General features: G+C 46.8%; 5 protein-coding genes and 1 tRNA gene. 5 read left to right on the top strand and 1 reads right to left on the bottom strand.

The annotated features are described in order from the left end of the window. Positions 1-235 precede the first annotated feature (235 nt). The 5 genes from BOCO_RS04745 to BOCO_RS04725 all read left to right on the top strand — a co-directional run bounded on the left by BOCO_RS04745 (position 236) and on the right by BOCO_RS04725 (position 12,382). Complete coding sequence (locus BOCO_RS04745) at positions 236-1,963, top strand: pyruvate oxidase (RefSeq protein ID WP_094722894.1); 1,728 nt, start codon at positions 236-238, stop codon at positions 1,961-1,963. Positions 1,964-2,274: 311 nt separating this feature from the next. Then, a complete protein-coding gene (locus tag BOCO_RS04740) occupies positions 2,275-2,931 on the top strand; it encodes a DedA family protein (protein WP_094722893.1) in 657 nt (218 codons plus the stop codon). Positions 2,932-3,053: 122 nt separating this feature from the next. Next, positions 3,054-3,126 (top strand) — tRNA-Ala (locus BOCO_RS04735). Between the two features lie 378 nt (positions 3,127-3,504). Beyond that, positions 3,505-10,431: an RCC1 domain-containing protein gene (locus BOCO_RS04730; RefSeq protein ID WP_094722892.1), complete on the top strand. Its 6,927-nt coding sequence runs from the start codon at positions 3,505-3,507 to the stop codon at positions 10,429-10,431. Positions 10,432-10,945: 514 nt separating this feature from the next. Beyond that, a complete protein-coding gene (locus BOCO_RS04725) occupies positions 10,946-12,382 on the top strand; it encodes a GH1 family beta-glucosidase (RefSeq protein ID WP_094722891.1) in 1,437 nt (478 codons plus the stop codon). A 29-nt stretch (positions 12,383-12,411) separates the two neighbouring features. On the opposite strand, the gene BOCO_RS04720 is transcribed toward BOCO_RS04725, so the two are convergent. Next, positions 12,412-13,959: a dolichyl-phosphate-mannose--protein mannosyltransferase gene (locus tag BOCO_RS04720; protein ID WP_244568738.1), complete on the bottom strand. Its 1,548-nt coding sequence runs from the start codon at positions 13,957-13,959 to the stop codon at positions 12,412-12,414. Positions 13,960-14,012 lie beyond the last annotated feature (53 nt).

Below are 14,012 nucleotides of genomic sequence, written 5' to 3'. Positions count from 1 at the left end.
TTACTTGAAACTGGTTTTGCAGAGTTAAGCATTTTATTTTCCGCACACGGTTGTAAACACAGGTGGTAGCTAACCAGTAGTGGAGTTCTCCAACTCTAGTAAGTGTGGGGTAACTGTGAGTAAACTCATATGATTCATGAGTGCAAACCCAACATTTATGCGGTTCTGATAGGTTCGCGAGTGCTATGGTTGACCACGTTACATATCAATCGCTAAACAACGAGGTAAACAAAGAATGGCGAAAATAAATGCTGCTGACAAGATGGTTCAAGTGATGGAAGCTTGGGGTATCGATAATGTGTATGGTCTACCGGGGGACTCTGTCGATACGACAGTGGAAGCGCTCTATAGGGAGCGTGACAAGATTACCTTCACCCATGTTCGCCACGAAGAAGTTGCAGCTTTGGCTGCCGCCTCCCATGCAAAGTTGACTGGTCAAGTAGGTGTGTGCCTTTCCATTGGTGGTCCCGGTGCTATTCACATGCTTAACGGTTTGTATGACGCCAAAATGGACCATGTACCTGTCGTAGCTATCATAGGGCAGGTTCAATCCCAGTTATTAAACACTGGTTACTTCCAAGAAGTGGACACTCCCAAGCTATGTGACGATGTGGCTGTGTTTAATAGGTTGGTTGTTAGCCCTCAGACCTTGCCTGAGGTTATGGATGAAGCTATCCGCATGGCTTATCTCCATAAGGGAGTGGCAGTATTAACAATTCCAGACAATGTGCCGGATAACAAAATTGAAGATTCTTTCCATCCCACCGCAGAGTTGTTCCATGAGTCGCACCCTGCTATCAATCCTGAGGATGTTGACCGCGCTCTTGCAATGATTCATGCTGCCAAGAAGCCTGTTGCTTTCTTCGGTGTCGGTTCCCGAGGTGCCCAAGCTGAGGCTAAAGAGTTTGTTGAGAAGTATTCCTTGCCCTTCATTCAGACTATGCCTGCCAAAGGAACCATTGACGATGACCATCCCAACGCCTTAGGACAGATTGGTAAGCTGGGCACAAAACCTGCTTATGAAGCTATGTTTGATGCAGACTTACTAATTTTAGTTGGTACAGATTATCCTTACGCACCTTATCTCAACGGTAAAATCCCTGCTATCCAAATCGAAATTGATCCTACCCACATAGGCAAACGCCACCAGGTAGAAGTCGGTATGGTGGCGGATGCGAAGGATGCTTTGACTCTACTGAATTCGCGTGGTGAACATATTCCTGAAACTGCTTGGCTCAAGGCTTGTCAAGAGAATATGAAGACCTGGCGAAAGTGGATGAAGGATGTCACTACGAAATCGCACCAGGGTGTTCTACCTTCTCGCGCATTTTCTAAGATGAGTGATATCGCACCAGATAATACAGTGTGGTCCGTGGACGTGGGTACTGCTACTGCCTTTGGGGCACGTTTCATTACTGCCAAATCCACCCAAAAGTACATTATTTCTGCTTGGCTGGGAACAATGGGTTGTGCCCTGCCGGGAGCAATCGCTTCTAAGATTTCCATGCCAGACCGACCGGTGTATGCCATTTGTGGTGACGGTGCTTTCTCTATGGTGATGCAGGACTTTGTTACAGCTGTTAAATATCAGCTACCAATGGTTGTAGTTGTTCTCAATAACCATTTGCTTGCCTTCATCAAGTATGAGCAGCAGTCTGCTGGACAGCAGAACTATGGTATTGACCTAGCTGATATCGACTTTGCAAAGTTCGCTGAAGCTTGTGGAGGCATTGGCGTGAATGTCAGTACTGACCAGGAATTCGATGCAGCTATCGAAAAGTACCGAAACCCTGATCGCCCAGTGCTGATTAACTGTGCATCGACAGATGAGGCACCTCTTCCAGGCAAGATTGTTTGGGATGACGCCGAGGGCTACATGAAATTTGGAATGGGGTACATGCGCGAACAGTTCCGTATTCCAGAAATGCCACCACTGCGCGAAATTATGCGCCAGTTCCTCTGAGCCGGAGGAGACTGCCGGCTTGTGCTATGCACTTAAGCTGAAATCGTTATGAAGAAACAGCCAGTTTTACATCATGCAGTATGTAGAACTGGCTGTTCACTAGGTGGCTTAGTATCCGGTTGGTGATCTACAAAGATGGTGGGATGACACTAGCATGCTATCTGCGGGGCAGTTAAGATTATCCGGTGTATGGTCCGAGCTAGTTACCGGCAGAAGTTGATATTTCTTCTTTCTCTCCGCTCCCCTTGGTAGGCTAACTAAGGTTGCTAGCGCATGAGTTTTGCTCACCAGATGAATAGGACTTGCCAATTATGGGCTTTATATATTGGATTCTTGGACTCTTGAAGGACCCACGATCTGCTATTGCTTCATGGATAGCTATGGGTTTGGTACCAACTTACGCCTTTATATTCCTTATCATCTTTGTTGAGACCGGTGTGGTATTCATGCCCTTTTTGCCCGGTGATTCTCTTCTTTTCGCTGCTGGAGTTTTTGCCCATGATCCTAAATCTGGCATGAGCTTAAGTATCCTTCTTCCGGTGGTTTGGCTTGCCCCCATCATTGGTGACCAAAGTAATTATGTTATCGGGCATTTTTTTGGTCAGGCAATACTGCGCTCAGGCAGGGTAAAAGCTATGACCCCCGAGCGCATCGCAAAAACTGAAGGCATGATTGAAAAATGGGGACCTCTGGCTGTTTTTCTTGGTCGGTTTTTCCCGTTTATTCGTACCTTTATGCCTTTTATATGTGGTCTTTCTGGAATGCGGTGGTCACGTTTTACACCTTTTTCAATCTTGGGTGGCTTTATTTGGTCCTCGCTCTTTACACTCTTGGGCTTCTTCTTCGGAGGGATTCCAACTGTACAAGAACACTTTGAGTTAATTATCGTTCTCATTTTGCTTATTTCGGTCTTGCCTACAGTTATTGGACTGTGCAAGGCTAAGTTTGGTAAGAAGCATTCATCATGAGATGGTGCTTCAAGTGCACATGACCACAAGCTTGAGTCTGCTGGTGAGCAACGTATCGTGTTGCATTTGACCTTACCAAGCGATAAAGTTACATCGTTGCTCAGAAGAGCAAAGTAAAACTTGGGGCTGTAGCTCAGTTGGTAGAGCGCTTCGTTCGCATCGAAGAGGTCGGGGTTTCGACTACCCTCAGCTCCACAAGGTTTTGTACTCAGATTGAGTCTGGGAGCGTAAGTGTAGCATAAAAGAAAGTCAGCTGTTGCAGCAGATGTAAGACTGTTCGTTGTGCTGGTTCAACCAATTATAATTCTGTCCTTCTATTGAAAGTATTGTCTGCTAGGCTTTCTGTCAATTGGGGAACTCCATGGTTCTCGACGGCACCGTTATGACTTACCAATTACATAAATGTGATATATTGAACATTTTTTCACTGCTATTTGTTCAATAAACAGTGATACTATACAGACATATACATGGGAAAAGTGTCTTTACTCGTGTGTGGAATTGGGGGATTTCACAGCATGATAAGAACTTGGGGTACTCTCACGAGTCGTTTGCTCGTGCTTAAAGGGGATTATGAAAATGCGTAAGATGCGTAACATCGGTATAATAGTGCTAGCTTTAGCATGCACTTTTATAGGAGGAGGGCTGAGTGCCTTAACGCATGCTGCTCCTGAAAGCAAGATCAACAATATGCAAACGGCTGGTCTTACTCGTGCAGTAGATTCTGCTGACGGTTTTACTCTTGACCCCAATGCTGGTCCAGTTGGTACATCTGTGAAAATCACACCTCCTGGTTCAAGCTCCAGCGGCGGTCCAACAAAAAAGTTTTCTCAGATTTCTGCTTTTGGTGAATTCGCTCTAGCACTCTCGGACGATGGAACCAGCATTTATGCTTGGGGAGACAACAGCAACGGTGAACTAGGGATCGGAAGCATAGGCGGGACTCGTAATGTTCCAGTACGGGTGCTGACGCCTGCAGGTAAAGTCTTCACCAAGATCAGTGCTGGCAAAAATCATTCCTTAGCCCTGGATAGCGATGGTAAAATTTGGAGCTGGGGATATAACGCTAATAAACAGCTGGGAATCGGGGACGATACTTCTTCCCAGCCACGGCCTATGCAGGTGAAGACACCCGAGGGCAGGAAATATAAAGACATCAGTGCTGGTGGTTTCCATTCTTTAGCAGTAGATACTGATGCTAATGCATGGGGTTGGGGATCGAATTCTGACGGTCAGGTTGGTGACAACCAACGAGGTGTAGACCAAGGCTATCCTGACAAGATAATACTGAGGGATGTTGATGGAAAAGACTATAAAGCAAAAAGTGTGAGTGCTGGTGGATACCATTCAGTCGCAGTGGATGTGGGCGACACCATTTGGACATGGGGTAGAAACAATGAGGCACAACTTGGTGGAGGTGATAATAGCCGGAGTGCACCCGCAATTATTATAAGGTACAATATGCCTGGATTGCTCGGTGTGAGTGCAGGTGGATATCACACTATTATTATGACTGAGTCTTATGTCATAGGGTGCGGTGACAACCATAGTGGGCAGGTTGGAAATGGTACGCCTCGAGACCAGCCGATAGTCTACCCTATATCAAAAGGTTTTGACTACGGTAAGTTGCCTTTCACTACCGCACGAGCGGTGGATGGTAATAGTTTTGAGTTTGCTCCAGAACCATATGGCCGTGCACGCTTTATCGACGCAGGCTGGAATCATTCTTTGGGAATTGCGCAGGATGGCTATGATACTAACTATTATAATTGGGGTTGGGGAGCTGCTGAACACTATCAGATAGGTAGCAATAATTACTCAGACTATGAAAAAACGAGGATGGCAACTCCTGCGCGGTTCGGAACCGTGCCAGGATATGATCCTCCTACGAATCTTAAAAGTCTTAGCGCAGGGCTTGGTTTTTCTGTAGGATTAGGCAACGATGGAACCGTATACACTTTTGGTGAAAATGCAAAAGGCAAACTAGGCGATGGTTCAGACCCAAGTGTTCAACGTTGGCAATTGAAATCGATAAACGATAAGATATCTACGTCAGACTACAGAATAACCGGAGTAGTTTTTGGTGGTACATCTGTTAACCCTGACTCAATAGGTTCTTCTGGAGAATGGACAGTCAGGGCTCCCCAGCATGGACCCGGGACAGTAGATGTAGTAGTTTCATATACGGTGAACGGAGTTCCGAGTGGAAGACCTGCGACTCTGCACTATACGTATTCAGGATCTCCGGAACCGAGGCCCGATCCAAAGCCAGAACCGAGCGAAGTTACAGTTCACTTTAATTTAAACGGGGGGTCAGGCAATGCGCCGGATCAGAAATTCGCTGGAGGGCAGCCGGCACATTGGCCAGACTCTAATCCCAAAAAAGATAACAACTGGTTTAATGGTTGGTTTGTGGAAGGTGGAGGTGAGGAAAACGGTGCTTGGAATTTCAACGATCCTGTGAATAAAAGTATGACGCTAGTGGCCAGATGGGAGCCGTACCGTATCACCTATAATCCTAAAGAGGGACGTACTAGCGGCGGCGAGCAAGTGACTGTTAAAAGAGATCCGACTGATCGTACAGGTCTTGGTTATACAGATATCAGTGCTGGTGATAACTATACTTTGGCTGTAGGTGCCGATGGATACCTGTACTCTTGGGGAAATAATGCTACTGGTCAGTTGGGTGATGGCACAACATCCAATAGGACCAAACCAGTGAGGGTACATACTCCGACAAACATACGTTTCACTCAAGTGAGTGCAGGAGGTGGTCATGCTCTGGCCCTCGATACGACCGGTGATGTCTGGGGTTGGGGTCGCAATGCTCATGGTCAGGTAGGCAATCAGAGTACCGCTCAACAAAATACGCCTGTTAGGATCAATAGAACTGTTAATCCAGCAGTGCAAGGCGTGAAGTTTACTAAGGTGAGTGCTGGTGGAGAACACTCAACAGCGCTCGACGCAAATGGTGACATCTGGAGCTGGGGTTTCGACAATTATGGACAGTTGGGAGATCAGAAACCTGCTGGTGAGCAGTGGCATCCAGTACAGATTAACCGTACAATAAATCCTGAAGTTCAGGGTGTGAAGTTTACCGACGTGAGTGCTGGTGGATACCATACAGTAGCCTCGGATTCTACTGGTGAAGTGTGGACTTGGGGTTCTAATGAAAGCCCTACCCACCCTGGCACCGGTGGACAGCTCGGTATTGAAGAATTTCCAAATCATCAGGAATGGCATCCGGTAAAGATCGTACGTACTATAAACTCTGATTCCTCAGTTGGTGTGAAGTTTACCAGTGTGAGTGCAAGTAAGGATCATACACTCGCCTTGTCCGATGATGGAGACGTATGGGCTTGGGGCAGTAATGATAATGGAAAACTAGGAATAGGCAGCAATGTAGAACAATGGCATCCTGTTAAAGTTATTGGTGGTTTAAAGTTTAGAAGTATCAGTGCTGGTGGTACTCACTCCTTAGCAGTAACTACCGATGGTTCGGGCTATAGCTGGGGTGCTGATTCTGAGGGACAATTAGGTGATGATTCCGTTACCCAACAGTGGCATCCAGTAAAAGTCAGAACACCCGATTTGTTTAGGATGGTATCTGCTGGAGGTGCCCATTCTGTTGCTTTACGTTACATAAGAGATATTCATGCATGGGGTAGTAATACCGCTTCTCAGCTTGGTAACGGGAATAGTACATCGACAAGAGCTCCTGAAGGTATTGCTCGCCCATTTGTTGGACTTAAGAGCGTAACTTTCGACAAAAGTGACGGGAGCCAACCGGTATGGGATGCTTCAAACAAGGTCTGGACACTTAATACTCCAGCTCACCCACAAGGATGGGTTGATGTAACCTTCCATTGGGATTCAGGTAATGACGATACTTTCATCAGAGGCTACAACTACTTTGACTTGTTCACGGTTACTTTTCAGGTAGATAATGGCGGCCCGAATCTGCCTCCCCAACAGGTAAAGAGTGGAGAACCTGTCAAATGGCCTGATGCTAACCCTAAGTGGGCCAACCACTGGTTCGATGGATGGTTTCTCGACGGTACAAAAGCTTGGGACTTTAACGATCCAGTTACGCGGGATATGGTACTCAAAGCCCATTGGGAAAGCTATCAATTTGAGATGAACCCACATAAGGGCCCTGTTAGTGGAGGTACACCAGTAGCTATTACTGCCCCCAAGCCTCCGCAGGATCTTGTGTTTACACAGATTGATGCAGGCGACGCACACACCTTGGCAATTGGATCAGATGGTTTCATCTACGGTTGGGGCTGGAATGGTACTAAACAGATAGGTGACGGAACTAACATCAACCGCAGTACACCTGTACGTGTCAAAACACCACCTGGTGTCCGTTTCCTCAAAGTGAGCGCCGGATACAACCACTCTTTAGCTATTGACACTGATGGTAATCTCTACGGGTGGGGTTATAACTCCAATGGTCAGGTTGGAAACGGTGCAGCTGGTCTTGAACCTGTAGGAACTCCTGTTCGTATAAATACGAATATTAAATTCTCTAATGTTAGTGCTGGTGGTTGGCATTCTCTGGCAGTGAGTACTGACGGTGAAGTATATGGCTGGGGTTTGAATACGGACGGTCAAGTTGGAAACCAATCTACTGCTGTTCAACTAACGCCTACACCAATTGATCGGGCAACGAATAAAGAAGCATTGACAGGTGTTAAATTTACCAGTGTCAGTGGTGGTGGTTGGCATTCTCTAGCTCTAGATACAAATGGTAAAGTTTGGGCCTGGGGTGCAGATAAATATAATCAGTTAGGTGACGGCAGTAATATAAGCCAGTGGCACCCAGTAAGAGTAAAGTCTGACATATCATTTACTAAGATAAGTGCAGGTCAGTTCCACTCGATCGGTCTTGATACTAGTGGAAAAGCCTATGCTTGGGGCTCTAATAACTATGGGCAGTTGGGTGATGGAACGAATACACCACGTACAACTCCAACACCAGTTAAGGTGGATTCTGGTACTCGTTTTAAAGATATAAGTGCAGGATTCAATCATTCGCTCGCAACAGGTTTGGGCGGTTATCGTTGGAGCTGGGGAACGAATGCCCAAGGACAACTTGGAAGCGGAGATACTGTCAACAAGACCGAGCCAGTGCAAATATCTACGTCTCCGGAGATGAAAACATCAACTGCGGGCAATGGGCATTCTGTATCACTGGATATGGATGGCAAATTGCAGGCATGGGGAAGAAATGACGAAAGTCAGCTCGGGATTGGTACATCGACTCCATACGCAACTCTGCCCGGAGATGTTAGCAAGCAACAAGTTAATTTGGTTGATGTAACCTTTGATACGAACAAAACCAATCCAAAACCAAGTATGGTCGGAAATGATAGAACTGCTTGGCAGGTAAGTAGTCCGGCTCATCCAGAAGGTTTCGTTGATGTTACTGTCAATTGGGAATTGGGCGGGTACCCTCAGGATGACTGGATATTCCAAAAGGCTGAAAACAATGGTTTCCAGTACTTGCCATTTTTTGCGGGGAGTCACAAGGTCCGTTTCGAAATAAATGATCCAGACGCACCCGGACCACATAATATTCCACCGCAAGATGTCGCTGATGGTCAGCAAGTCAAGTGGCCAGCATACAAGGATAAATGGAGAAAACATTGGTTCGATGGCTGGTTCGATAAAACGACTGGGAAAGCATGGGACTTCAATGACCCTGTCACTAAGGATATGACCTTAGTAGCTAAGTGGGAGCCTTACAAGTTTGACAGACGACCAGATAGTGGACCAACTTCTGGACATAAAGATTTTACTGTCGAAGCTCCAGATCCGCCAAAAGACATCGTATTTCTCCAAGTGAGCGGAGGTTTCAACCACTCTGTGGCGCTAGGCTCTGATGGTCGTATCTACTCTTGGGGAAGAAACTTAAGAGGGGTCTTAGGTGATGGGAGAGGTAATGGTAACGTCAACACCGTCGCTGGAGACTCTAGTGTGCCGGTTAGAGTACATACTCCAGAAGGTTTACATTTCACTCAGGTTGATGCAGGATATGTTTCTACCGTAGCGTTGTCAGAAAATGGACAAGTCTATACTTGGGGTCGTAACGATGTGGGTGATTTGGGGAATGGTCATGAAGATGTCGAAGAAAACAATAACAGGCCGGCTTCAGATCCCAAAATATGGCGTTATGAAACAACTCCTATAAAACTCAATATTGATCCTAGCAACCCTCAGCTCAGAATCAAGAGTATCAGTTCTGGTGACCATCATTCACTAGCACTGGCAGAAGATGGAAGTTTGTATGGTTGGGGTTACAACGGTCACTCAGAGATTGCTAATTTAAGAATATATGGAGGTGGGGCACTCCAACCAATCAAAATTCCTAATCCCAACAACATTAAATTTACCAGTATTAGTGCCGGCACAGGTTTCTCCTTAGCTCTTGACGATAGTGGAAACGCATATGGTTGGGGTGAAAATGACTTTGGGCAGCTCGGAAATGGCACAAATGGAGGTGGCGGATTCGAGATGGAGAAAGTACATACTGATGAAAGTATATATTTCAAGTCTATAAGTGCTGGAGCTGACGGTTCTATGGGTCTCGACGACAAAGGCCAAGTATGGACATGGGGTATAGCTTTGGCAACGGGCGCTCAAGCGCCAGGTAATCCAGTGCCAAGTAAGCGCTTGAAACCTGGAAAAATCGATTCTGATCCAAACGTAAAGTTCAAAGAGATCAGTGCTGGATCCTACCATGATATTGCCCTAGATACTCAAGGACGGATGTGGAACTGGGGTGAAAATATATATTGCCAGATCGCGGGCAATACCGATGCCAACATAAATCAAACTGATGGGATAGGTAGATGTACTCCAAATCAGCAATTACCAAGGTTGATAGCCATGGACCCTTCCATAAAAATCAGTAAAATCGGTGGAGCTGATCACCATTCGTTGGCTATAGACGAAAATGGAAAAATGTACAGCTGGGGTGAAAATGTGCTGGGTAAGCTCGGTGATGATAAGCCTGTTGATGTTGGGCAGACTGCAGGAAAGGAACTTAAAGCAAGGTTCAATCCTGAACCTGTTAAGGTTAAAGTTGTTCTCTATAAGGTAACCTTCGACCCATCAGATACGAACGGTCAGTTTAAGAACCTTGAAGCTGAAGGACTTGCAAAGGTAGTCAATCCACCAGATCCTAGAAATAGAAACGACTGGAACATGAAGACACCTCCTCACCCAGACGGCAAGGTGGACGTTGCTGTAAACTGGAATTTAGATGACGACTATATATTCTGTGACGAAAGAAACTTTAATCCACCCGATAAAGACTTCAGATACGAGTATGTAGATAAGCGCTTTAAATTGCCATATGCAGGAGCGCTACCGCTTGTGCGTCTCAGTGGTCTAGCTATGTTGCTATTGAGTCTGTTTGCAGGATCGGCTTTCGTAGGAAAGTATGCTCTACAAGGCAAGGCAGGACGTCACAACGCTCGGAAGCACAGTTAGTTAGTAAAAAAGCCGAGTAGTTATACAGTTGAAGCCGCTAACCTCACATCAAGAGAGGTTAGCGGCTTCAACTGTGTGTACGGTATTTAGGTTGAGGTAGGATACCGTTTTCGTGCAGGATTACTGATTCACTATTTCTCGGTAGTCAGACAACAGCAAAATACAGTACAACGGAACCAATGCCCTCATGATTGTGAATCCGGTAAAAAGCCATATAAACGCGGGGGAGCTCAAATCGTCGATTACTATTTTCCTGCTAATGACAAAAAGTTCGTGCACGTGTGAAAAAGAGCCATCTGCAAGCATAAAAGGTAAAAGACTGGTGCTCTGAATGAGAATGGAACTGAGTAACGAAGATTCGATTCGTTCGCTCTATTGTAGTGCACGATAGTTGGTAGACTATCTGTAAGTTGTAACCACATACACGAACATCCATGGCGGATTCACATCAGTGTTGGCTACAGACTCTTCACTGCAATTGATGGAGTGACTTACCGAGGAAGTGAGACAGTATATGGAAAATAGAGAACACTATACTTTTCCTGATAATTTTACCTGGGGAACAGCTACGGCCTCGTTTCAAGTTGAAGGTGGTGCTCATGAGGGCGGGCGTACTGATTCGATATGGGACACCTATTGTGCAGTACCTGGAAACATTCTGGATTCATCGAATGGTGATGTAGCCTGCGATGAATATCACCGATATGGCCAAGATATTGACCTTATGAAGGAACTTGGTGTCGGTGCCTATCGGTTTTCAGTGGCATGGCCGCGGATTGTTCCACAAGCAGACGGAAAGATAAATCAACAGGGAGTTGACTACTATAAGAAAGTTCTAGACGACTTGCGTGATGCTGGTATCAAACCAGTAGTGACCTTGTATCACTGGGACTTGCCTCAGTATTTGCAGAATGCTGGTGGCTGGGCCAATAGAGATATAGCGATGCGTTACGGAGATTATGTTAGTTCCCTGGCACATGCTTTAGGAGACCGTGTTGAGGTCTGGACTACGCTCAATGAGCCTTGGTGTACTGCATACTTGGGTTATGGTAATGGTTGCCATGCTCCTGGAATTAGCGATTATGCTCAGGCCTTGGAGACTGTTCACCATTTGAACCTTGCTCACGGTCTTGGAGTTCAGGCAGTGCGTGCTGAACTTGGCGAGAGTGCACAAGTTTCGGTTACGCTCAACCTACAAGTTACTCGAGCTGCTTCCTCTGCTGCCGAAGATCTGGCTGCTAAAGAGCGGGCGGATCTTATTGCTAATGAGGTCTTTTTAGGACCCATGCTGGAAGGTCGGTATGATGAACGGATCATTAAAGCTACGAGCGGTATAACTGATTGGTCCTTTAACCGTTCTGGAGATATGGAGATTATTCAGCAACCGTTGAACGTTCTTGGAGTTAACTACTATTCAACGGTCTACGTCCGAGCTTGTGATCCTCAGCCTGAAATTGCGCCAGGCCCATCAGGAAGGCCTACCCCCGGTCGTAATCCCATGCCCGCTCAAGAACGAGTTGAAAGTTTGGCCCCAACTGGCGAACTCACCGATATGGGTTGGAATCAGGAGCCAGAAGGCTTGAGAGACCTCTTGCTTGAACTTTCTGAGCGTTTTCCTGGTCTGCCATTAATGGTTACGGAGAATGGTTCTGCCTGGCAGGATAATGTAAGTACAGATTCCAGTTCTCTGAACTTTACCAACGGGAAAATCGTCCACGATCCCAAACGAGTAGCGTACATGGACGTACACCTCAAGGCCCTGGCCGATGCTATCGAGTCTGGGGCTAACGTTGTGGGTTACTTCGCATGGTCTTTGCTTGATAACTTCGAGTGGTCGCTAGGGTATTCGAAGCGCTTTGGCATCATCCGAGTGGACTACGAGACCCAGGAGCGTATCTGGAAGGACTCTGGACTGCACTTCCGTGAAATTGTGCGCGCTAATGCTTTCTAAGGAGAAGTAGCGCATGCGGGATGATTGTCTTAGAGCCAAGAGGGCAACCACATGTGGGCCAGCCAGAAGTCGTAAGGAACCGGTACCGCGGTCCAAATAGGGTAGAAAAAGGCCGAAACAAGCCCTATAACGACAAGGGTGATCCTGCATGTTATTCGATAGTTTGACTTGGTTAGATTTTTTCGAAGCCACTCGGCTACATAGCAGATTGCCAGTATCATCCACGGCAAGATCACAATTGAGTAGAAGGTAAACGTAGTTCGGTGGAGGTACTGGGTCCAGGGAAGCCAGCCTGCCAGTAGTCCTACCGTTACAGCTAAAAATCGCCAGTCACCATGCTGGGAAAACACGCAAATTACCAGTCCAGTTATGAAGCAGATGCAGGCCAACCACCATAGGATGGGGTTACCTAGGGAAGTAATAGCAGCAACGCAGGTTGCATGTGGTGCCAGCTTGCACAGGCCGGTGTTGTTGGCAAGTTCTTCCCAATAAAAGGATGTTGGGCGGATTTGTAAGGGCCAAGTCAAGGGATTGGACATATAGGGATGGGGTGTATCTAGCGTTGTGTGGAAGAGCCACATCTCCTTGTGGTATTCCGCAAAGGATCGCAGACTGTCGGGCAGCCAGGTTACGCCTTCTCCTCGATGGGATGCTGCCCAGTTGTGCATATACGAGTCTGGGTGGATGAACCAGCCAGCCCATGATGCTAAGTACGTTATCACCCATGCCGGCAGCATATATGCTGCTGCAGGTAAACCATCAATCAGGATGGCTGACGTGAACCAAGAACGGTAGCCAACCTGGTGCCTGGCATATGAATCCCACAGGACACTAGTGACAGCAAAAATAGCAAAAAAGTAGGCTCCAGACCATTTGGTAGCTGTAGCTAAGCCCAGCAGTATGGCCGCGGCTAGCCTCCACCAAGAACAAGCTATGAATGGACCGCGAGCGTTCAAGAGTAATTTGGTTTGTTGTCGCCGTCCACCAAAAACACGAGTGGTCTCAACGACTGTGAAGTTGCCTGTATGACTATCATGCTTGTATGCTTCCTGCAAACGATGTAGTGCCCAGTCCCGATGGGACAGTAAGCATGAAAAGGCTGCCAGCACAAACAGCATAATGAAGTTGTCGAGAAGACTGGTTCGACTCATAGTGATACCCAGGCCGTCTATGGACATAAGGAAGCCTGCCATGAGCGCTATAGGAAGATTATGGAACAGTTGAAATGCTACCCGGCACAAAAGCAATACTGCTATGGTGCCAGCTAGAGCAGTGGCAGCTCTCCATGCGAAGGGGTTGCTCGCACCACCAAACAGACGAAGCCCCAGAGCAATGCACCACTTACCAATCGGAGGGTGGACTACATATTCTGCACTCGAAAGCCAGAGATGAGTTTGACCGCTTGCAAACAATTGATCAATAGGGGTATGGGCAGCTCCGACTTTTTCAGGCCAATTACGGGCTTCTCCCGTCATTAACATAGTCCATGCGTCTTTGACATAGTATGTTTCGTCAAAAATGATGTCATGCGGTGTCCCTAAACGCACGAAGCGAAGTAGGCCAGCAAAGAGTGCCATGAGCGTGCATAATAAGCACTCCCAAAATTGTGGTTGTTTACGCAGGCTGTCTA

The sequence above is a fragment of the Bombiscardovia coagulans genome, from assembly GCF_002259585.1.
Taxonomy (GTDB): domain Bacteria; phylum Actinomycetota; class Actinomycetes; order Actinomycetales; family Bifidobacteriaceae; genus Bombiscardovia; species Bombiscardovia coagulans.
This window is presented reverse-complemented; position numbering and strand designations above follow the sequence as displayed.

Excerpts from the sequence above, each read along its gene's own strand:
- BOCO_RS04745 (WP_094722894.1), top strand. The coding sequence starts at position 236 with ATGGCGAAAATAAATGCTGCTGACAAGATGGTTCAAGTGATGGAAGCT.
- BOCO_RS04725 (WP_094722891.1), top strand. The coding sequence starts at position 10,946 with ATGGAAAATAGAGAACACTATACTTTTCCTGATAATTTTACCTGGGGA.
- BOCO_RS04720 (WP_244568738.1), bottom strand. The coding sequence starts at position 13,959 with ATGGCACTCTTTGCTGGCCTACTTCGCTTCGTGCGTTTAGGGACACCG.
- BOCO_RS04730 (WP_094722892.1), top strand. The coding sequence starts at position 3,505 with ATGAAAATGCGTAAGATGCGTAACATCGGTATAATAGTGCTAGCTTTA.
- BOCO_RS04740 (WP_094722893.1), top strand. The coding sequence starts at position 2,275 with ATGGGCTTTATATATTGGATTCTTGGACTCTTGAAGGACCCACGATCT.